This window comes from Verrucosispora sp. NA02020 (assembly GCF_013364215.1).
Taxonomy (GTDB): Bacteria; Actinomycetota; Actinomycetes; order Mycobacteriales; family Micromonosporaceae; genus Micromonospora.
In genome coordinates, this window is sequence record NZ_CP054923.1 from 5,711,324 (window position 1) to 5,729,491 (window position 18,168).

16 protein-coding genes and 1 pseudogene are annotated in these 18,168 nt (G+C 72.9%); 12 read left to right on the top strand and 5 right to left on the bottom strand.

Translation table 11 applies throughout. From position 1 onward, the window contains the following. Positions 1-14 precede the first annotated feature (14 nt). From HUT12_RS25410 to gltX, 3 genes are all read left to right on the top strand, one after another. Complete coding sequence (locus HUT12_RS25410; RefSeq protein ID WP_131054675.1) at positions 15-1,364, top strand: GH1 family beta-glucosidase; 1,350 nt, start codon at positions 15-17, stop codon at positions 1,362-1,364. After that, entirely contained in the window at positions 1,361-2,632 is a 1,272-nt protein-coding gene (locus HUT12_RS25415) for an MFS transporter (protein WP_131054676.1), read from the top strand. Before HUT12_RS25410 ends, HUT12_RS25415 begins: the two co-directional genes overlap by 4 nt. 83 nt (positions 2,633-2,715) lie before the next feature. After that, a complete protein-coding gene (gltX, locus tag HUT12_RS25420) occupies positions 2,716-4,125 on the top strand; it encodes a glutamate--tRNA ligase (RefSeq protein WP_131054677.1) in 1,410 nt (469 codons plus the stop codon). A gap of 61 nt (positions 4,126-4,186) precedes the next feature. On the opposite strand, the gene HUT12_RS33265 is transcribed toward gltX, so the two are convergent. Beyond that, positions 4,187-4,309 (bottom strand): hypothetical protein, encoded by a 123-nt coding sequence (locus HUT12_RS33265; RefSeq protein WP_303393503.1) that lies wholly within the window; start codon positions 4,307-4,309, stop codon positions 4,187-4,189. A gap of 249 nt (positions 4,310-4,558) precedes the next feature. On the opposite strand from HUT12_RS33265, the gene HUT12_RS25425 reads away from it, so the two are divergent. After that, complete coding sequence (locus tag HUT12_RS25425; protein ID WP_131054678.1) at positions 4,559-5,203, top strand: hypothetical protein; 645 nt, start codon at positions 4,559-4,561, stop codon at positions 5,201-5,203. A 119-nt stretch (positions 5,204-5,322) separates the two neighbouring features. Here the strand turns inward: HUT12_RS25425 and HUT12_RS25430 are convergent, their stop codons facing one another. Further along, positions 5,323-5,679, bottom strand: coding sequence for a hypothetical protein (locus HUT12_RS25430; protein WP_176094985.1), 357 nt, complete (start codon positions 5,677-5,679; stop codon positions 5,323-5,325). A 101-nt stretch (positions 5,680-5,780) separates the two neighbouring features. On the opposite strand from HUT12_RS25430, the gene HUT12_RS25435 reads away from it, so the two are divergent. The 5 genes and pseudogenes from HUT12_RS25435 to fabF all read left to right on the top strand — a co-directional run bounded on the left by HUT12_RS25435 (position 5,781) and on the right by fabF (position 10,657). Further along, positions 5,781-7,091 carry a CdaR family transcriptional regulator gene (locus HUT12_RS25435; protein ID WP_303393504.1) on the top strand — a complete coding sequence of 437 codons (1,311 nt, stop codon included), beginning with the start codon at positions 5,781-5,783 and terminating at the stop codon, positions 7,089-7,091. Positions 7,092-7,169: 78 nt separating this feature from the next. Next, positions 7,170-8,087: pseudogene (locus HUT12_RS25440) on the top strand (ACP S-malonyltransferase); the annotation flags it as partial. A gap of 73 nt (positions 8,088-8,160) precedes the next feature. After that, positions 8,161-9,105 (top strand): beta-ketoacyl-ACP synthase III, encoded by a 945-nt coding sequence (locus tag HUT12_RS25445; RefSeq protein WP_131051840.1) that lies wholly within the window; start codon positions 8,161-8,163, stop codon positions 9,103-9,105. 83 nt (positions 9,106-9,188) lie between these two features. Then, positions 9,189-9,428, top strand: coding sequence for an acyl carrier protein (locus HUT12_RS25450; protein ID WP_007072348.1), 240 nt, complete (start codon positions 9,189-9,191; stop codon positions 9,426-9,428). 2 nt (positions 9,429-9,430) lie between these two features. After that, a complete protein-coding gene (gene fabF, locus HUT12_RS25455; RefSeq protein WP_131051841.1) occupies positions 9,431-10,657 on the top strand; it encodes a beta-ketoacyl-ACP synthase II in 1,227 nt (408 codons plus the stop codon). A 114-nt stretch (positions 10,658-10,771) separates the two neighbouring features. Here fabF and HUT12_RS25460 read toward each other — a convergent pair whose 3' ends face one another. Beyond that, the gene (locus HUT12_RS25460) at positions 10,772-12,502 is read right to left on the bottom strand and encodes a glycoside hydrolase family 3 protein (RefSeq protein ID WP_176094988.1); all 1,731 of its coding nucleotides are present in this window, start codon (positions 12,500-12,502) and stop codon (positions 10,772-10,774) included. 97 nt (positions 12,503-12,599) lie between these two features. Next, complete coding sequence (locus HUT12_RS25465; protein WP_131051843.1) at positions 12,600-13,091, bottom strand: DUF3145 domain-containing protein; 492 nt, start codon at positions 13,089-13,091, stop codon at positions 12,600-12,602. A 312-nt stretch (positions 13,092-13,403) separates the two neighbouring features. Here HUT12_RS25465 and HUT12_RS25470 point away from each other — a divergent pair, with 312 nt between their 5' ends. Then, positions 13,404-13,733: a hypothetical protein gene (locus HUT12_RS25470; RefSeq protein WP_117229745.1), complete on the top strand. Its 330-nt coding sequence runs from the start codon at positions 13,404-13,406 to the stop codon at positions 13,731-13,733. Between the two features lie 289 nt (positions 13,734-14,022). On the opposite strand, the gene HUT12_RS25475 is transcribed toward HUT12_RS25470, so the two are convergent. After that, positions 14,023-14,661 carry a carbonic anhydrase gene (locus HUT12_RS25475; RefSeq protein ID WP_176095971.1) on the bottom strand — a complete coding sequence of 213 codons (639 nt, stop codon included), beginning with the start codon at positions 14,659-14,661 and terminating at the stop codon, positions 14,023-14,025. A gap of 154 nt (positions 14,662-14,815) precedes the next feature. Between HUT12_RS25475 and HUT12_RS25480 the strand changes: the two genes are divergently transcribed. After that, the gene (locus HUT12_RS25480; RefSeq protein ID WP_176094989.1) at positions 14,816-15,760 is read left to right on the top strand and encodes an alpha/beta fold hydrolase; all 945 of its coding nucleotides are present in this window, start codon (positions 14,816-14,818) and stop codon (positions 15,758-15,760) included. 260 nt (positions 15,761-16,020) lie between these two features. Further along, positions 16,021-18,135 (top strand): AAA family ATPase, encoded by a 2,115-nt coding sequence (locus tag HUT12_RS25485; protein ID WP_176094990.1) that lies wholly within the window; start codon positions 16,021-16,023, stop codon positions 18,133-18,135. Positions 18,136-18,168 lie beyond the last annotated feature (33 nt).

Consider the following 18,168-nt stretch of genomic DNA (forward strand, 5'->3'; position numbering starts at 1 on the left):
CGCCGGGAGGGCGCATGCAGACCGCTCCGATGCCCGACTTCCCCACCGGATTCCGCTGGGGCGTCTCCACCTCCGCCTACCAGATCGAGGGCGCCGCCGACGCGGACGGTCGCGGACCCTCCATCTGGGACACCTTCGCCCACTCCCCCGGGCGCATCCTCGACGGCAGCACCGGCGACGTGGCCTGCGACCACTACCACCGCTATGCCGAGGACGTCGCGCTGATGGCCGGGCTCGGGGTGACCGCGTACCGCTTCTCGGTGGCCTGGCCCCGCGTGCTGCCCGCCGGCACCGGCCGGGTCAACGCCGCCGGGCTCGACTTCTACGAGCGGCTGGTGGACGAGTTGCTCGGCCACGGCATCGACCCGGTCGCCACGCTGTTCCACTGGGACCTGCCCCAGCCGCTCCAGGACGCCGGCGGCTGGCTGCACCGCGACACCGCGCACCGGTTCGCCGAGTACGCCGACGTGCTGGCCACCCGCCTCGGCGACCGGGTCAAGCTCTGGATCACCCTCAACGAGCCGTTCATCCACATGAGCCTCGGCCACGGCACCGGCGAGCACGCCCCCGGCAAGGCGCTGCTCTTCGACGCCTTCCCGGTCGCCCACCACCAACTGCTCGGGCACGGTCTCGCGGTCGCCGCGCTGCGCGCCCGCAGCAACAGTCCGGTCGCCATCGCCAACAACTATTCGCCGGTACGCGTGCTCGGCGACGACCCCGCCGACGCCGCCGCCGGGTACGCCTACGACGCGTTGCACAACCGGCTCTTCACCGACCCGCTGCTCGGCCGCGGCTACCCGACCGAGCTGGGCTTCGACACCAGCGTGGTCCGCGACGGCGACCTCGACGTCATCGCCGCCCCGCTCGACGTGCTCGGGGTCAACTACTACAACCCCAGCGGCGTACGCGCCCCCGAGGAGGGCTCGCCGCTGCCGTTCACGCTGGTGCCGCTCACCGGGTACCCGCGTACCGCCTTCGACTGGCCGGTGGCACCGGACGGGCTCCGGGACCTGCTCGGCTGGCTGCACCGGCAGTACGGGTCGGACCTGCCCCCGATCCAGATCACCGAGAGCGGCTGCGCGTACGACGACACCCCGGACGCCGAGGGCCGGGTGCCGGACCCGGACCGGATCGCCTACCTGGACGGCCACCTGCGCGCGGTGCACGCGGCGATGGCCGACGGGGTCGACGTGACCGGGTACTTCGTCTGGTCCCTGCTGGACAACTGGGAGTGGGCCGAGGGCTTCACCAAGCGCTTCGGCCTGGTGCACGTCGACTTCGCCACCGGAGCGCGTACGCCCAAGTCCTCGTACTCCTGGCTGCGCGAGGTCATCGCGGCGGCCCGGCGGGAACCTCCGCGGTGACCACCGTCGACCCGACGCCGGCCTCGCTGCCGGCGGCGCTGGCGGAACCGACCGTGTCGGTGCGGCGCGGCTGGATCGCGCTGCTCTTCGCCGCGAACCTCGGCGTCTGGATGGCGTTCTTCACCCCGATCCAGGTGCTGCTGCCGCAGCAGCTCGGACAGATCGCGCCGACGAACAAGGAGACCATGCTGGCGGTGGTCACCGGGATCGGCGCGCTCGCCGCGGTGATCGTCAACCCACTGGTCGGGGCACTGTCGGACCGGACCTGCCTGCGGATCGGCGGTCGGGAGTTCGGCCGCCGGCACGTCTGGACCCTCGGCGGCGCGGTGCTCGGCGCGCTGTCGCTGGCACTGCTCGCCCAGGCGCAGACCGTGCTCGGCGTGGTCGTCGGCTGGGTCGCCGCGCAGACCTGCTTCAACGCGATGCTGGCCAGCCTGACCGCCGCCGTACCGGACCGGGTCCCGGTCGCCCAGCGCGGCGGCGTCTCCGGCTGGGTCGGCATCCCGCAGGCGCTCGGGCTGGTGCTCGGCGTCGTCCTGGTCACCGCCGTGGTCACCGGCAACGCCGCCGGCTACCTGGCGATCGCCGCCGCGGTGCTGCTGTTCGCGCTGCCGTTCGCGCTGCGCACCACCGACGACCCGTTGCCGCGTACGCACCGACCCCCGCTGCGGGGACTGCTGGCCGGCATGTGGGTGTCGCCGCGCCGGTACCCGGACTTCGGCTGGGCCTGGATCACCCGGTTCCTGGTGCAGCTCGGCAACGCCTTCGGCACCCTCTACCTGCTGTACTTCCTCACCGACGAGGTCCGGGTGGCCGACCCCGAGGGCGGCCTGCTGGTGCTGATCCTGCTCTACACCGCCGGGCTGATGGCCACCACGGTGGTCGCCGGGCGACTGTCGGACCGCACGGGCAAACGCAAGATCTTCGTCATCGTCGCCGGGATGGTGATCGCGGTCGCGGCCCTGCTGCTGGCCGTCGCCCCCACCTGGCCGATGGCGATCGTCGCCGCGCTGCTGCTCGGTGCCGGTTACGGGGTGTACCTGTCGGTGGACGCCGCCCTGATCACGCAGGTCCTGCCGAGGGCCACCGACCGGGCCAAGGACCTCGGCGTGATCAACATCGCCAACTCCGCCCCGCAGGTGCTCGGGCCGGCCGTCTCCGCCCCGATCGTGGTGTACCTGGGCGGCTACCCCGCCCTGTACGCCACCACCGCCGCGGTGACCGTCCTCGGCAGCATCCTGGTGCTGAAGATCCGTTCCGTCCCCTGACCCGCTGTGACGTAAGGAGGGGTCCCCTGTACGACACCAGGCGACAGCAGGGGACCCCTCCTTACATCTGTACGCTGGGGGCCGTGACAGTACGTGTGCGATTCGCCCCCTCCCCGACCGGTATGTTCCACGTCGGCGGTGCCCGATCGGCGTTGCAGAACTGGATCTTCGCCAAGCAGCAGGGCGGGGTGTTCGTGCTGCGTATCGAGGACACCGACGCCGCACGCAACAAGCCGGAGTGGACCGAGGGCATCCTGTCGGCGCTGGACTGGATCGGCATCGAGCGGGGCAGCTACGAGGGCCCGTGGTTCCAGTCCTCGTACGCCGACGAGCACCGGGCCGCCGCCGGACGGCTCCACGACTCGGGCCGCGCGTACTACTGCGACTGCACCCGGGAGGCCGTGCAGGCCCGGACCGGTAACCAGTACACCGGTTACGACGGGTACTGCCGGGACCGGGGACTGCCGCCCGGCGAGGGCCGTGCGCTGCGCTTCCGGACGCCCGACGAGGGCACGACGGTGGTCGTCGACCTGATCCGGGGCGAGCCGACCTTCGAGAACAAGCTCATCGAGGACTTCGTGATCGCCCGGGGCGACGGCTCGCCCGTCTTCCTGCTGGCCAACGTCGTGGACGACATGACGATGGGCATCACCCACGTGATCCGGGCCGAGGAGCACCTGCCCAACACCCCGAAGCAGCAGCTGCTCTGGGACGCGCTCGGGGTGAAGCCGCCGATCTGGGCGCACGTGCCGGTGGTGGTCAACGAGAAGCGGCAGAAGCTGTCCAAGCGACGGGACAAGGTCGCGCTGGAGGCGTACCGGGACGAGGGTTACCTCGCCGCCGCGATGCGCAACTACCTGATGCTGCTCGGCTGGGCGCCCTCCAACGACCGGGAGATCGTGCCCTGGTCGGTGATCGAGGACGAGTTCCGGCTCGACGAGGTGAACCCGTCGCCGGCCTTCTTCGACGAGAAGAAGCTGCGGGCGTTCAACGGCGAGTACATCCGGGCGTTGTCGGTCGAGGAGTTCGTCGAGGTCTGCGGGCCGTGGCTGACCGGTACCGGCAGCATCCCGCCGCCGCCGTGGCAGCCCGACGAGTTCGATGCGGCCACGTTCGCGGCGGTGGCGCCGCTGGCCCAGACCCGTATCGCGGTACTCAGCGAGATCGTGCCGAACGTCGACTTCCTCTTCCTCGCCTCCCCGCTGATCGACGAGGCGGCCTGGGCCAAGGCGATGAAGGAGGGCTCGGGCGAGCTGCTGGACGACGCCATCGCCGCCTTCGCGGCGGTGACCTCGTGGGACGCGGCGACGCTGAAGACCACCATGGAGGAGGTCGGCGCGGCGCGCGGTCTCAAGCTCGGCAAGGCCCAGGCACCGGTACGCGTCGCGGTCACCGGCCGGACGGTCGGGTTGCCGCTGTTCGAGTCGTTGGAGGTGCTCGGCGCCGAGCGCACCCTGACCCGGCTCCGCGCCGCCCGCGCCCGCCTGTTCTAGGGCTGCCGTGTGTAAGGAGGGGTCCCCTGCTAACGCCTCGTGCATAGCAGGGGACCCCTCCTTACATCCGTGCCGGCTGGCGGGCGGCGCGGTGGTGCGCCGGGAGCGTCCACGTCGGCAGGAGCAACGACACACCGAGCGCGACACCGAGCGCCACGCCGAACACCACTGCCCAGGACCACATCGTACGCGCTACCCTGCCCCCCATCACCGCCAGCGCACAGGTAAGATCCGCCCCGCGTGTGCACGGCTGATCATCGGCCGATTCGCGATCACAGATAGTTCCAATTAGTGTTTCACCAGCTGCAACCAATCGTCGTTCCGCGGAGTCTTTGAAGTGGGTACCCGTCCTGTGGGGCATGGTCACCGACGTCGGCCCTCCAACGCGTGACCCCTGCAGCACAGCCGACCATCGACGGGGCGAGGAGGCGGCATGGTCCGACGGATGAGGCGACTGGCCGCGATAGCGGTCGGTGGAGTCGCTGCGGTGGTGTTGTCGCTGGCCTTCGTCGAGCCGGTCAAGGCCGCGCCGAAGGCGCCGCCGGCCGGTGTCGACATCACCGGACACGGGCTGGCCGAGCCGTTGCGGCTGCGCCACGACGCCAACCCGGAGCAGGTCGCCGCCGTCATCGACCAGGTGAGCCGTTCCCTGGCACCGGCGCGCGCGCCCGAGAAGGCCGACCTCGGTCCGAAGTACACCGTGGTGGTGCTGGCCGGTGACACTCCGAAGCAGACCTACGACCTCTATCCGAAGGCGGTCGGTGGGCCGCGCGTCTACCGGCCGGCAAAGCAGCCGGACGCCCGCAAGACCACGGCGGCCTGGTTCCTCGGACGGATCAGCATGTCGGAGACGCTGCGCACCGTCGGGGTGCCGCTGGAGCGGACGTACGAGGCGGTCAGCGGCGGGGTCGGCGGAGGCGAGCGGATCATCCCGGAGGACGCGCTCAACCCCGCTCAGGACATCAACGAGGCCTTCAGCGAGCTGCGCCGCCTGCTCCTGCTGAACGTCGCGGTGATGCTGGTGATCACCCTCGGGCTGGCCGGTATCGCGCTGCTGGTCCGCCGCCGGACCCGCTGAGCCTCAGCACCAGCGCCGCCGGACCTGCGGCACCTCGCGACACCAGCGCGGCCGGACCCGCCGAACCTCAGCGACCAGCACCGCCGGGCCTCCACGCCACGCGACGCCGCAACCGCTCCTCAGCACCAGCGGCGTGGGGGGCGTTCCCGGCGTACCGCCCGCAGTGCCGGTCGGACCGGGCCGTGCCGATGGCCGCCGGCCCAGCCGGGCAGGTCGCTGCGGCAGCCGCCGGTGACCGGCTCCGGGACCACGGCCTCGCCCGTACGCTGACGCGGCACCACGGGGTCGACGGGGCGCGGGCGCACCGGAGCGGAGTCCTCCTCGGGACGCTCGGCCGACCGTCCCGGCGCGGCTTCGCCCGGGTGGGCCAGACCGATGAGCCGGCGGTGGTGTTTGGCGGGGAACGGCTGCTCGTGCGACCCCGGTCGGCAAGGCTCTCCCTGGGCGCAGCCGTGCTCAGCCTCCCCGTGCGCCATCGGTGTCTCCTCACGCTCGCCCTCACCCGCCGGTGCCCACCCGACGTGCCTCGTTACCGTACTGGCCGGCTCCGACGGTCCGTGCAGCGCGTACCGGGTGGGTGCTCCCGGGACTGCCGACGCCTGCCGGCGAGGTCCAGCTCAGGACATGTCAGGCTAGGCGGGTGAGCGAGTCGGTCGGGACGGACCTGTCGGCCACGCTGCGCCGGATCGAGCGGGCAGCAGGTGCGTTGGCCACGGCGAGTGTGGCGCGGATGGACGACACCCTGCCCTGGTTCCGGGACCTGCCCGCCGACCAGCGGTCCTGGGTGATGGTGGTGGCGCAGGCCGGCGCGCGGTCCCTGGTGCAGTGGCTGCGCTCCGACGGCGGCCCCCACGAGGGCACCCAGGAGGTCTCCGACGAGGTGTTCGCCACCGCGCCGCAGGCGCTGGCCCGGTCGATCACCCTCCAGCAGACCGTCGCCCTGATCAAGGTCACCATCGACGTGGTCGAGGAGCAGGTCGACGACCTGGCCGCGCCGGGCGAGGCGGCGCAGTTGCGCGAGGCGGTGCTGCGCTACTCCCGGGAGATCGCCTTCGCCGCGGCCCGGGTGTACGCCCGGGCGGCCGAGTCGCGTGGTTCCTGGGACGCCCGCCTCCAGGCTCTGCTGGTCGACGCGCTGCTGCGAGGTGACTCGCCGGACGTACTGGCCAGCCGGGCCGCCGCGCTCGGCTGGACGGACGCGCCGCCGGTCGCGGTGGCGGTCGGCCCCTCCCCCGGCGGTGAGGTCGCCGCCGTGCTGCACACGGTCTACCGGCAGGCCCGGCGGGTCGGGGTCGAGGTGATCGGCGGGGTGCACGGGGACCGACTGGTGATCGTGCTCGGCGGGGCGGCGGATCCGGTGGCGGCCACCGCCGAACTGTTGTCCGCCTTCGGTGACGGTCCGGTGGTCGTCGGCCCCTCGGTACCGAGCCTGGACGAGGCCACCGAGTCGGCCCGGGCCGCGTTGGCCGGGTACCGGGCGGCTCCGGCGTGGCCGGCCGCGCCCCGACCGGTCCACGCCGGTGACCTGCTGCCCGAGCGCGCCCTGGCGGCTGACGCGGAGGCCCGCCGGCGGCTGCGGCACGACGTGTACGCGGTGCTGGTGCGCGCCGGCGGCGAGCTGCTGGAGACGCTGGACGCCTTCTTCGCCGCAGGCGGCACGCTGGAGAGCGCGGCACGGGCGCTGTACGTGCACCCGAACACGGTGCGTTATCGCTTGCGGCGGATCTCCGACGTCACCGGTTTCAGCCCGTTGTCGCCCCGGGACGCCTTCGCGCTGCGGGTGGCGCTGACCGTCGGCCGACTGGACCCGGTGGTGCCGACCCCGACATTGGCCCCACCGACCGGTAAAAGATCACAGGTTGGCGATGACCAGCACCAATCTTTGTAGGATCTCTCCAAAGGTCCTAGTGCGGTTTGGTACCGGTCCGCACAGCGCAACCGGTGGGTATCCGGGAGAGTCATAGACGTGCTCGCCGTACTCTGCCCCGGCCAGGGTTCTCAGAAACCCGGCTTCCTGACTCCCTGGCTCGACCTGCCCGGCGCCGAGGCGCGGCTGCGTCACTGGTCCGCGCTGGCCGGCGTCGATCTGGTGCACCTGGGCACCGACGCCGACGCCGAGGAGATCCGGGACACCGCCCGTACCCAGCCGCTGCTGGTCGCCGCCGCCCTGCTCGCCGCCGAGCACCTGCCGTTGCAGGACGTGGCGCTGACCGCCGGGCACAGCGTCGGTGAACTCGGCGCGGCGGCGTTGGCCGGCGCGCTGCCGGCGGACGCCGCGATCTCCCTCGCCGGGGTACGCGGCCGGGAGATGGCCGCCGCGTGCGCGCTGGAGCCGACCGGCATGGCCGCGGTCCTCGGCGGCGACCCGGACGAGGTGCTCGCCGCGGTCGAGGGGCACGGGCTGCACGCCGCGAACCGCAACGGCGCCGGGCAGGTGGTCGCCGCCGGTGCGATCGACGGCCTGGAGAAGTTGGCCGCCGAGCCGCCGGCTCAGGCGCGGGTCATCCGGCTCCAGGTGGCGGGCGCCTTCCACACCCCGTACATGGCTCCCGCAGAGGCGGCGCTCGCCACGGTGGCGGCCGACGTCACCACCGGCGACCCGACGCGGATCCTGCTCTCCAACCTCGACGGCACCGCCGTCCGGGACGGCGCGGAGATGCTCCAGCGGCTGGTCCGCCAGGTCACCTCCCCGGTCCGCTGGGACCTGTGCATGGCCACCCTCGCCGACCTCGGGGTGACCGGTGTGATCGAGCTGCCGCCCGCAGGCACGCTCTCCGGCCTGGTCAAGCGCGAGCTCAAAGGCCCCGGCCTGCCGGAGATCGTGACCCTGAACACCCCGGACAAGCTGCCCGCCGCCCACGACCTGATCGCCCGCGTCGCCGGAGGTCAGGCGTGAGCGCCGTCCACCTCAGTCCGTCCGAGTCTCGTGCCGAGATCGACCGTAGGAAGGGCTCGTCATGAGCGGCAGTCGCATCGTGTCCATGGGGCACTACCAGCCGTCCCGGGTGGTGACCAACGACGAGATCGCCCAGCTGGTGGAGACCAACGACGCGTGGATCCGGGACCGGGTCGGTATCGCCAGCCGGCGGATCGCCGGTGACGAGACGGTCGCCGACATGGCCGCCGCCGCCGCCGACAAGGCGCTGGCCAACTCCGGGCTGACCGCCGCCGACATCGACCTGGTCGTGGTGGCCACGTGCACCTCGATCGACCGCAGCCCGAACGTGGCCTGCCGGGTCGCGGCCAAGCTGGGCATCGACGCCCCGGGGGCGTTCGACCTCAACACCGCCTGCTCCGGATTCGCGTACGCGCTGGGCACCGTGGACCACGCGGTCCGCGCCGGTGCCAGCCGCAACGCCATCGTGATCGGCGCGGAGAAGCTGTCCGACTTCATGGACTGGAACGACCGCTCCACCTGCATCATCTTCGGTGACGGGGCGGGCGCCGCGGTGGTCAGCGCCACGCCCGAGGGCGAGCCGGCCGGTATCGGCCCGGTGGTCTGGGGCTCGGTGCCGGAGCGCGGCGACGCGGTACGCATCGAGGGCTGGCGCCCGTACATCGCGCAGGAGGGTCAGACGGTGTTCCGCTGGGCCACCACCGCCCTGGCGCCGCTGGCGTTGCAGGCGTGCGAGCGGGCCGGGGTCGACCCGTCGGAGCTGGCCGCGTTCGTCCCGCACCAGGCCAACACCCGGATCATCGACGGCATCGCGAAGCGGCTGAAGATCCCGCAGGCGATCGTCGCGAAGGACCTGATCGAGTCCGGCAACACCTCGGCGGCCAGCATCCCGCTGGCCCTGTCGAAGCTGGTGGAGCGCCGCGAGGTGCCCTCCGGCGCGCCGGTGCTGCTGTTCGGTTTCGGCGGTGGCCTGACCTATGCAGGTCAGGTCGTCCGCTGCCCCTGATACCTCCTCGGCGCGCAGGCGCAGAGGTGTGACGGACGGCGTCGCCGACCGTCGAGAAATCCCGATGAGAGGAATCCACCGCAATGACCCGTGACGAGATCACCGCCGGCCTCGCCGAGATCCTCGAAGAGGTTGCCGGGGTGAACCCGGACGACGTGGCCGAGGGGAAGTCCTTCACCGACGACCTGGACGTCGACTCGCTCTCCATGGTGGAGGTCGTGGTCGCGGCCGAGGAGAAGTTCGGCGTCAAGATCCCGGACAACGAGGTCCAGAACCTCAAGACCGTCGGGGACGCCGTGAGCTACATCGAGGCGCAGTCCTGATCATGAGTCGTCCTGACGTCGTCGTCACCGGGCTCGGCGCGACCACCCCGCTGGGCGGGGACGTCGCGTCGACCTGGGACGCCATGCTCGCCGGCCGCTCCGGGGTGAGTGCGCTCACCCAGGAGTGGGCCGGTCAGTTGCCGGTCCGGATCGCCGCCCAACTGGCGGTCGATCCTTCCACCGTCCTGGACCGGGTGAAGCTGCGCCGGCTGGACCGCTCCGAGGCGATCGCGTTGATCGCCGCCCACCAGGCCTGGGCCGACGCCGGCCTGGTCGACGCCGGAGCGGACCCGGAACGGATCGGGGTCAGCATCGGCTCCGGCATCGGTGGCGCGGTCACCCTGCTCAACCAGGACGACATCCTGGAGGCGTCCGGCCCCCGGCGGGTCTCCCCGCACACCGTGCCCATGCTGATGCCCAACGGTCCCGCCGCGTGGGTGGGTCTGGAACTCGGCGCCCAGGCCGGCGTGCACTCGGTGGCCAGCGCCTGCGCGACCGGCGCGGAGGCGATCGCGCTGGGTCTGGACATGATCCGGTCCGGTCGGGCCGACGTGGTGGTGGCCGGTGGCACCGAAGCGGTGATCCACGCGCTGCCGATCGCCGGTTTCGCCTCGATGCGGGCCATGTCGACCCGCAACGACGAGCCCGAGCGGGCCTCCCGGCCGTGGGACAAGGGCCGGGACGGCTTCGTCCTCGGCGAGGGTGCCGGCATCGTGGTGCTGGAGCGCGCCGAGCACGCCGCCGCCCGGGGCGCCCGGGTGTACGCGCGGCTTGCTGGCGCCGGTATCACCTCCGACGGCTACGACATCGTCCAGCCGCACCCGGAGGGCGCCGGCGCGATCCGGGCCATCGCGAAGGCGATCGCCGACGCGGACGTGGACCGGGCCGACATCAGCCACGTCAACGCGCACGCCACGTCCACCCCGGTGGGCGACATCGCCGAGATCAAGGCACTGCACGCGGCACTGGGTGACCACCCGGTGCTGACCGCCACCAAGTCGATGTCCGGGCACCTGCTCGGCGCGGCCGGCGCGTTGGAGTCGATCGCCACCATCCTGTCGATCCGCGACAGCGTGATCCCGCCGACGATCAACCTGGACGACCCGGACGACGGCCTCGACCTCGACGTGGCCGCCGGCAAGGCTCGCCACATGGACGTCCCCGCCGCGCTGAACAACTCGTTCGGTTTCGGCGGTCACAACGTGGCACTCGTCTTCACCCGGGCCTGAGCCGCCCCGGGCGGCGCAGGCCGCGACAGCACCGCCTCGGCCCCGCCGACGCACCACGCGTCGGCGGGGTCGAGGCGTCTTCCGACCCGGTCGGCCCCGGCCGGTCGTCGCCGGTCAGCCGCAGGTGGTGGCGGGCAGTCCGGAGACCTTCACCGGGGACCGTCCGCGCGGCGCGGCCTTGCCGGCCAGGACGTCGGCGAGCGCCGTCATCGAGGCCCGGCTCGACGAGTACGTGGCCAGCAGCGTCGGCGAACTCGCCCCCGCAAGCACGTACGGGGTGTCCATGGCGACGGTGACGGCGGCACCGGAGCGCAGGTCACCGGCCCCGTCGCCGTACCCGACGAGGTGCACGACCGTGCCGCCGCTCGCCACCACCTGCACCCCGGCCGCGGTGAGCGCCTCGGTCAGCGCGGTGCGGGTGTGCGCCCGCCCGCCGGAGGAGGTGACGGTGACCGGGCCCTTCACCCCGCTGGTGTCGCACCGGCCCTTGAACACGGTCACCGCACCGGCGGCCAGGGCATCAGCGGCCTCGCGGTGCGCCGGGGCGCCCAGCGTGGACATCTCCGGCACCGGCTTGTCGGCCAGGGTGAACTTCATGGTCAGTACGCGGGTGGCCGCCTCCACCAGGCGGGCCCGGGGCAGCGAACCGTCCCGCAGCGCCGTCAGCAGCCCGTCGTACGCCTGACCGACGTGCGGCGGCATGAGGATCAGGTCGTTGCCGGCCTTGAGGGCGCGTACCGCCGCCTCACCCGGCCCCCAGCGGCGGGCCGGCGGCATGTTCATGCCGTCGGTGATGACCACGCCCTGGAACCCGAGTTCGCCGCGCAGCACGTCGGTGAGCAGTGTGCGGGAGAAGGTGGCGGCCACTCCCGGATCGACCTCCGCCACGTCGAGGTGGGCGGACATCACGGCCAGGGCGCCCGCCTCGATGCCGGCGGTGAACGGGGGCCACGCCTCGGCGGCGAGCTTCTTGCGTGACTGCGTGAGCACCGGCAGGTCCTCGTGCGAGTCGACGGCGCTGTGCCCGTGCCCGGGGAAGTGCTTGACGGTGGCCGCCACGCCGGAGGCCTGCAACCCCCGGACCGCACCGCCGACCTGTCCGGCGGCACGGCTCGGGTCCGCGCCGAACGACCGGGACCCGATCACCGTGCTCCGCTTCACCAGGACGTCGGCGACCGGCGCGAAGTCGAGGTTGATCCCCATGGCGGCCAGCTCGGTGCCGGCGGCCCGCCAGGCGGCCTCGGTCAACGCCGGATCGTCGGCCGCACCTGCGGCGAGCGCGCTGGGCAGCATGGTCACCCCGTCGGTGATCCGGGTGACCACGCCGTACTCCTGGTCGGTGCCGATCAGGAACGGTGCCGTGCCGGCGGGCAGCTTGCCGGCGGCCTCGCGCAGGCCGGTGGTGAGCTGGCGGACCTGCTTCGGGTTGTCGACGTTGGTGGTCGCCTGGTTGCTCTGGGTGGGATCGTCGGCGCTGAAGCCGACCAGGATCAGGCCACCGAGCCGGTACTTCTCGATCATCTCGGCCGGGGTGTCCACGCCGCCGAGGTTGCGGTTGCCGGCGGCCGAGCCGGCCGAGACCTCGGTGGCCTGGTCACCGTAGGCGTACGGCATCAACACCTGCCCCACCAGGTCCTCGTCGGCGAGTTCGGCGACCAGCGCGGCGGCCCGGGTGGCCGGGCCGTCGGGCGGTGCGCTCGACGGCGGTGCCGGTTCGCTGGCCGGGGCCGACGACGGGGCGGCCCCCGGTCGCTGCCCGGCTCCCGAACAGCCGGTGGCGAGTAACGCGGTCACGGCGACGAACGCGGCGACGACGCGCCGAGGGGTAGTCGACACGCGGCCCATCCCACCAGCTCACCGCGTATCGGGGCAACTCGACCGTCAGCCAGTGGACGGACGTGCCGGTACGCCGCCGGAGGTGGCGGGCCTCGGGTCCGCTCGCTCAGCCGACGCGGGTGAGCAGGGTCACCGGCGCACCGTCCCCGGCGTAGCGGTACGGCTCCAACTCGGCGTCCCAGGCGGTGCCGAGCGCCTTGTCCAGCGCGTGCGCGAGCGCCTCCGGTCCCCGGGCGGCGGCCATCAGGCTGCGCAGCCGGTCCTCGCCGAGCTGGATGTCACCGGCGGCACCGACCGTGGCCCGGAACAGGCCGCGCCCCGGCACGTACATGAAACGTTCGCCGTCGGCACCTGGGCTGGGTTCTTCGGTCACCTCGAAACGGATCATGGGCCACTGCCGGAGGGCAGCAGCCAGCTCGGCGCCCGTTCCCGGGCGACCGGACCACCCGCACTCGGCCCGGCGGACGCCGGGATCGACGGGTTGAGCCGTCCATTGCAGATTGACCGGCGCGGCAAGGACGCGCGCGATCGCCCACTCGACGTGTGAACACACGGCGAGCGGGGTCGAATGGACGTATACGACGCCACGCGTTGGCACGGTGACCTCCCGGAGAGCGAGGTGCGTCTTCCCCTACGACCTCGACCCGGACCGGGTGCTTTGCTGGAACACATGATGACTCCTGTGACGGATGGTGCGCCAGCGAATCGGGAAATCCGCCGGTCGGAATACCCGGACAGGTGACTGCGGTTCCACCTCGTGACGCCGCGACGACCAGCCGGAATCGTGGCTCGTGTACAGTTCCATCGGCGGCCTGTGCCGCGTACAGCCTCTGCGGGTCACCCGTTCGGTGCTCCCGCACCAGCCCCCGGACGTTTCCCGTCCTCCGTACGTCTTGCAAGGAGTACCTCCGTGGCGAGCAACACCTCTAAGACCGCGCGCGCGTCAGTCCGGGCCGGCCAGGCTGGCCAGGGTGGCGCACTCAGCGTGCTGGGCGAGTTCAAGTACCTCATCCCGCTCAACGGCGGCAAGCACGCCTACGTGCGGAACCTGACCAACGGCAAGACCGCGCACCTGCGCACCGACTCCGAGGCCTTCGTCGAGGAGATCCGGGTGCTGGCCGCCGCCGGGCACGCCACCAAGATCCGGGCGGAGATCAACGGCCTCAACGCCGCCCACCCGGGCGACGGCTGGGACGCCACCGAGAAGCGCCTGGTCGAGGCCGGCGTCTTCGAGGGCTGAGCCCCGCACCACACCTCGCACCACCACGAACGCCCGCCGGGCCCACCCGGCGGGCGTTCGCGCGTCCCCACCCGCCCCACCCCGCCCGGCAGGCCGCCCCGCCTCGCCTCGCCCCCGCCTCGCCCTGCCCCCGCCTCGCCCCGCCGATCATGGAGTCATGGCGGCAACGAAACACCTCATATCAGCCCAAAACTCCAACCACAAGTCCATGATCGCGCGGGACAGGGCCGGGCGCGGGACAGGAGCGGGCGCGGGACAGGGCCGGGAGCGCGGGACAGGGCACGCGCAGTCAAGGAGTGGCGGGCAGGAGGGAGACCTCGCCGGTGGTGAGGGTGTAGAGCGCCCCGGTCACCGCGATCCGGCCGGAGGCCACGGCCGGGGCCAGGAGCGGGTCGGCGCGCAGGGTCGTCACGGTGCGCCGGACGTGCAGGCGCACAGCCAGTGGCTGCACCTGCGGGTCGTCCAGCCCCACCTCGGTCACGGCGGGCGCGATCCGGTCGATCAGGTGGGCCAGCGCACCGGGCGGGCGACGGCCGGTACGCAGCGTGTCGACCGTCGCGGCCACCGCGCCGCAGCGTTCGTGGCCGAGCACCATCACCAGGGGTACGCCCAGCACGTCCACGACGTATTCGATCGAGCCGAGGACCGCGCGGTCGAGTACGTGGCCGCCGGTGCGGATGACGCAGATCGAGCCGAAGGTCTGGTCGAAGATCGCCTCCAGTGGCACCCGTGAGTCGATGCATCCGAGCAGGACGGCGTACGGCTGCTGGTCGCCGGAGGCGCTCGCGGCGGCGGCGGTGACGTCGTGTCCGTGCACCGGTTGGCCGCTGACGAAGCGCCGGTTGCCGGCGAGCAGGTCGGCCAGGGCGGCCCGGGGGGTCCCGCCGGCCGCCCGGTCGTCCGGTCGGGGGTCGGCCGTCCGTGGCATCGCCATGGTCTCAGGGTGACCGCATCGTCCCGTCGACGTACCCGGTTCCGGGATCTTCTCAGCACCCCGATTCGCGTGGTCTGATGACGGGTAGCCGGTGTTACCACCGGGTATTCCCGGTGTTACGCATCCGCGTGTGCCTGGGGAGGTGGCGATGCCAGATCCGGTCGAGGTACGACTGGGCGACGACGTACGCCTGCACGTGGACATCGACGGACCGGCGGATGCCGAGGTCACGGCGGTGTTGCTGCACGGCTGGACGCTGGACGGGCGGAGCTGGCACCGGCAGGTGGCGGCGCTGCGCGCGGCGCACCGGTCGGTGCGGGTGGTCAGCTACGACGCGCGCGGCCACGGTCGGTCGAGTTGCATGACGCTGCCCACGGCGACGCTGGCGCAGCTCGGCGACGACCTCGCCGCCGTGCTGGACACGGTGGCGCCGACCGGGCGGGTGGTGCTGGCGGGGCACTCCATGGGCGGCATGACGATCATGGAGTACGCGCACCGGCACCCGGGGCACTTCGCCCGCCGGGTGGCCGGCCTGGTCTTCGTCTCGACCACCGCCGAGGGGCACACGCACACCGTCTACGGGTTGTCGCCCCGGATCGCCCGGATCATCCGGCTGGCCGAGACCACCGGCGCCGGGGTGCTCGCCCGCTGCGGGGCCTGGCGTCCGCCCCGGGCCCTGCTGCGCGCGCTGCAGCCCAGCATCCGCTGGATGCTCTTCGGGGACCGCTGCGACCCGACTGACATCCGCCTGGTCACCTCGGCGGTGGCGCGCGCCTCGCTGCGCTCGATCGGCGGCTTCCGGGCCTCCTTCGGCGCCCAGCACCGGCTGGAGACGCTGGCCGCGCTGGCGGACCTGCCGGCAGCGGCGCTGGTCGGCGACCGGGACCGGCTCACCCCGCCGCCGTGCGCGGAGTCGATCGCCGCCGCGCTGCCGGCCACCGAGCTGACCGTCTGCCCCGGCGCCGGGCACATGTTGATGATGGAGCGTCCCGAGGAGGTGACCGGCGCCCTCTCCGGCGTCCTGGGTCAGGTGCTCGCCGACGCCGGACGCACTGGTGGCCGCTCCGCCGCCGGCCGTACCCGCCGCCGCTAGTGCGGTGTCCAGGAACGTTGGCGGTGTCGCGGCGAGGTCCAGGCGGCGGTCCGGCAAGGCGGAGTCGGGCCTGGATACCGGTGTTGTATCCAGGCCCGACTCCAACGCCGCCGGTCGTCGTCTGGACCCGGCGCGGCCCGGTGAACGTTTCTGGACACCGCACTGGAGATCGCACCCGGACACGGTGCCTCCGCGCGCCCGCGAGGTGGGGCGTAATCTCGTGCGGTTGGCCGGGCCGGCGTGACGAGGAGAACGAAGCGGTGGACCAGAGCACCCTGGACCGGGAGATCGCCGTCGAGCAGCGGCATCTCGACCGGGTGTACGCACGACTGGCCGAGCTGCGACGCGCGGCGGTCCGCGCCGAGCGGGACGGCTACCGGCTGGCCCGGGTCGGCAACTTCGGCGCCCTGGTCGAGCGGGACGCGATGGTGTTCCACGCCGCGCAGCGCCGCCACGTGCTCGACGCCGAGTACGAGGGGCTCGTCTTCGGCCGTCTCGACCTGCGCGACGGGCAGGTGTTCCACGTCGGGCGGCTCGGTATCCGCGACGAGGACGCCGCCACGCTGGTGGTCGACTGGCGTGCCCCGGCCGCCGCCCCCTTCTACCAGGCCACCCCGGCCGAGCCGCTCGGCGTGGTACGCCGCCGGACGATCCAGTCCAGCCGGGAGCGGGTCACCCGGATCGAGGACGACCTGCTCGACCCGGACGCCGCACCGGCGGAGATGGCGGTGGTGGGCGACGGCGCGCTGCTGGCCAACCTGTCCCGGGCCACCGGCCGGGGGATGCGCGACATCGTGGCGACCATCCAGCGCGAGCAGGACGAGGCGATCCGCTCCCCCGGTTCCGGGGTCACGCTGGTCTCCGGCGGGCCGGGCACCGGCAAGACGGCGGTGGCGCTGCACCGCGCCGCGTACCTGCTCTACTCCGACCGCAGCCGGTATGCCGGCGGCGGCATCCTGGTGGTCGGCCCCTCCTCGGTCTTCGTCGAGTACATCGCCTCGGTCCTGCCGTCCCTCGGCGAGGAGACCGCCACGCTGCACTCGCTGGGCACGCTCTTTCCCGGGCTGGTCGCCACCCGCACCGACCCGGTCGACGTGGCGGCGGTCAAGGGGTCGCTGCGGATGCGCCGGTTGCTGGAACGGGCGGCCCGGGACGGCGTACCCGACTCCCCGCCCGAGCTGCGGCTGCTCTACCGGGGGCAGTTGCTGCGGCTGGAGCGGGCCGAGCTGGACGCCATCCGGGAACGGGCGTTGGCCCGGGGCGCGCGGCGTAACGAGGTACGCCGGGCCGGCTTCGACGACGTCCTGGCGGCGCTCTGGGCACAGGCCCGCCGGTTGGGTGTCGCCCGGTTGCCCGAGCAGCGGGCCTTCGAGGACGAGTTGATCGACCGGACGGACTTCCGGGACTTCCTCAAGGCGTGGTGGCCCCGGCTGCATCCCCGGCACGTGCTCGGCTGGCTGGCCGATCCGGAACGGCTGCGCCGGTACGCCGCCGGGCTGCTGTCCCGCGCCGAGATCCGGCTGCTGGAGCAGGCGTACCGGGGGCTGGCCGCCGAGGGTCCGACGGTGGCCGACGCGGCGCTGCTCGACGAGCTGGACGCGTTGCTCGGCAAGCCGGTGCGTCCGGCCCGCCAGAAGCGCGACCCGTTCCAGCTCGCCGGTGGGGTTCGTGAGCTGAGCACGTACGCCGACCGGCAGCGGGCTGCCCGCCAGGCGGCGCGGGAGCGGCCGGAGGACTACCGCGACTACGCGCACGTGGTGGTGGACGAGTCGCAGGACGTGTCACCGATGCAGTGGCGCATGATCGGCCGGCGCGGTCGGCTGGCCTCGTGGACGGTGGTGGGCGACCCGGCGCAGACCGCGTGGACGGGTGATCCGCAGGAGCTGTCCCGGGCCCGGGACCAGGCGTTGGGTCGTCGTCGGCGGCACCGGTTCACGCTCACCACGAACTACCGCAACTCGGCGGAGATCTTCGCGGTGGCAGCGGCCGAGATCCGCCGGGCGTACCCGGACCTGTCCCTGCCCACCGCCGTGCGGACCACCGGGGTCGACCCGGTGGATCTGGTGGTGCCGGCGGCCGAGTTGGCGGCCGGCGTGACGTCCGCCGCGAGCGCGCTGCTCGGCGAGGTCGAGGGCACCGTCGGGGTGATCACGCCGGTGCCGCGTCGGGACGAGGTCGCGGCCTGGCTGGGTGGGCTCGGCGGCGAGCGTCTCCAGGTGGTGACCAGCCTGGAGGCCAAGGGCATGGAGTACGACGGCGTGGTGCTGGTCGCCCCCGGCGAGATCCGTGCCGATCCCGGCTCCGGTGTCCGTACGCTCTACGTCGCCCTGTCCCGGGCCACCCAGCGGCTGACCACTATCGAACCGACAGGCTGAGCCCGGAGGCCACCGACCTCGCTTGGCGAAAAA

What these genes read in the sequence shown, in the direction of transcription:
- HUT12_RS25460 (WP_176094988.1), bottom strand. Translation starts at nt 12,502, where the DNA reads ATGGGCCGCGTGTCGACTACCCCTCGGCGCGTCGTCGCCGCGTTCGTC.
- HUT12_RS25480 (WP_176094989.1), top strand. Translation starts at nt 14,816, where the DNA reads ATGCCAGATCCGGTCGAGGTACGACTGGGCGACGACGTACGCCTGCAC.
- HUT12_RS25475 (WP_176095971.1), bottom strand. Translation starts at nt 14,661, where the DNA reads ATGCCACGGACGGCCGACCCCCGACCGGACGACCGGGCGGCCGGCGGG.
- HUT12_RS25430 (WP_176094985.1), bottom strand. Translation starts at nt 5,679, where the DNA reads ATGGCGCACGGGGAGGCTGAGCACGGCTGCGCCCAGGGAGAGCCTTGC.
- HUT12_RS25450 (WP_007072348.1), top strand. Translation starts at nt 9,189, where the DNA reads ATGACCCGTGACGAGATCACCGCCGGCCTCGCCGAGATCCTCGAAGAG.
- HUT12_RS25410 (WP_131054675.1), top strand. Translation starts at nt 15, where the DNA reads ATGCAGACCGCTCCGATGCCCGACTTCCCCACCGGATTCCGCTGGGGC.
- HUT12_RS33265 (WP_303393503.1), bottom strand. Translation starts at nt 4,309, where the DNA reads ATGTGGTCCTGGGCAGTGGTGTTCGGCGTGGCGCTCGGTGTCGCGCTC.
- HUT12_RS25445 (WP_131051840.1), top strand. Translation starts at nt 8,161, where the DNA reads ATGAGCGGCAGTCGCATCGTGTCCATGGGGCACTACCAGCCGTCCCGG.
- HUT12_RS25425 (WP_131054678.1), top strand. Translation starts at nt 4,559, where the DNA reads ATGGTCCGACGGATGAGGCGACTGGCCGCGATAGCGGTCGGTGGAGTC.
- fabF (WP_131051841.1), top strand. Translation starts at nt 9,431, where the DNA reads ATGAGTCGTCCTGACGTCGTCGTCACCGGGCTCGGCGCGACCACCCCG.